The sequence below is a fragment of the Caballeronia sp. genome, from assembly GCF_049581465.1.
Classification (GTDB): Bacteria; Pseudomonadota; Gammaproteobacteria; order Burkholderiales; family Burkholderiaceae; genus Caballeronia.
In genome coordinates this window covers 1-1,713 of sequence record NZ_JBAUSA010000301.1, presented here as the reverse complement: position 1 = coordinate 1,713, position 1,713 = coordinate 1, and the positions used below count along the sequence as shown (strand labels likewise).

Genomic DNA, 1,713 nt, shown 5'->3' with positions numbered 1-1,713 from the left:
CCTTTGCGCGCTTGATCATGTCCGGATAGTCCTCGGCATAGAACAGCGAAAGCATCTTCGGCCTTTCCTGCATGACAACCTGAAACTGCGCCTCGAATACCTCCGGCCCGCCAAACGATGGCACCAGATTTACGCCGAACGGCTTGTCTGTTAGCTCCCTCGTCTCCTGCATCCATCGACGCAGGGCGATAGGTGGCAAACGCAAACCTCCGACAATCCCCATGCCTCCGGCATTGGCTACGGCAGCGACCAGTTCCGGGCCCGAAATGGCCGCCATGCCAGCCAGGAAAATTGGATACTTCACGCCGCAAAGCTTCGCGAGCGCATCCCCGCGAGTCCCGTATTGGGTTGTTCTCATGACTTCAAAGCTCCACGTGTTTTCCAAGCATCCGCTTCAATGTATCGTTCTTCAGCATGAAGTGATTTTTGCAGGCGCCGAATATATGCAAGGCCAAACCAAGCAAAAACGCCGTTGCGCCGATCTTGAACAGGATGCCGAATATTTGCGCTGCCTCGTGGTTCTGTGCGATTAGCGATGGAATAAACAATCCTCCGGGCAATTCAATCGGTTCACGCGCTGCCGATTTCGCAAGCCACGCAGCAAGAGGCAGCAGCGCCAGGCCCAAAGCCAATCCGAGCGCTACGGATCGACTGACGATGAGTTCGACTGGATTGGGTGTACCGAGCGGAAGTGGATGATACGAAGTGACACGTGCCCAGAAACGGTATATTGATATTGGAAAGAGCACTGCGCCAAGTACGTTTAGGACTCTTGTCATTTCGACACCGGGCGAGAAGAACCGCACGACCTCGATTGCGATGATGGACAGCAAAACCGCTGCGACAATCCAGTGAACAATTATGGTGATGAGCGAAAAGCCCAAGCCGTTATCGCGCAACTGAAATCCGCTTTGCACACGTGTCATGTTCGTCTGCGGTTCATGCGTGTACGACGTTTGCAATTTCGACATTTTGTCTCCGCTCTTGTCGTCGATTTTTCAGATCGCTCTAATGTCTCACCGGTCCTGACACGCCGGAGAAAGATGCTCTATTCCTTCGAAAGAGTAAGCTCAAACAAAGTCTCTGTCTGCACGTTCCCAGTCAACAATCTTCGAGAATGCGTCCAGAAATCTCGTTTGTGCGTTGCAATAGTCAACGCAGTAGGCATGCGCCTGCCCGTCGCCCGTGAGCATTAGCAGCTCCGGTGACGGGACCCATCTTTCTCCGTGTTAACCACTATCCCGAGCGGCTGTCTCTGAAGACGAAGCGGCGAATAAGATCTTCCTAAATGCTGACCTCCGCATTCCGTCCACACACACGCCATCCGTTCTCTTGCAGCACCCTTCAAGTCGCAAGCGGTTGTGCTGCCGCCGTCAGGCATTCGACGAACCGCTGCGCTGCAGGCGTCGGCAGTACCCCGCGTCGGCGAACGATGGCAACGGTAACTGCAGGTAACTTGTCGGAAACGCGTACCACTTCGAGCCCGGAGACTAACCCGGAAAATTCCGAGTGAAAAGACAACAATCGCTAGCGATTGTCGGGATATGCCGTGCCGGGGTGAGTTGCACGGGTGCACATAGCGAGGTGCGAACTTTTCTCTCAGCCCGTTGTGGTCGCCATCGTCTCGCGCGAGCGGGTGCTCGCGAATCTCAAGGTGGTCTATCGGTCGCGCGCAGTGACTCTTGCCGAAGCGACGCTACGTTCCCGAGCTTC

The 1,713-nt window shown here is 55.0% G+C and carries 3 protein-coding genes; all 3 read right to left on the bottom strand.

The genetic code is table 11. The annotated features are described in order from the left end of the window. Positions 1-358, bottom strand: a 358-nt coding sequence (locus WCA53_RS07530) for a nitronate monooxygenase (protein ID WP_423907536.1), incomplete at its 3' end; no start/stop codon positions are given. 4 nt (positions 359-362) lie between these two features. Then, positions 363-926 (bottom strand): cytochrome b, encoded by a 564-nt coding sequence (locus tag WCA53_RS07525; RefSeq protein ID WP_423907539.1) that lies wholly within the window; start codon positions 924-926, stop codon positions 363-365. Positions 927-1,070: 144 nt separating this feature from the next. Beyond that, complete coding sequence (locus tag WCA53_RS07520) at positions 1,071-1,193, bottom strand: Fe-Mn family superoxide dismutase (protein ID WP_423907534.1); 123 nt, start codon at positions 1,191-1,193, stop codon at positions 1,071-1,073. Positions 1,194-1,713: the final 520 nt, after the last annotated feature.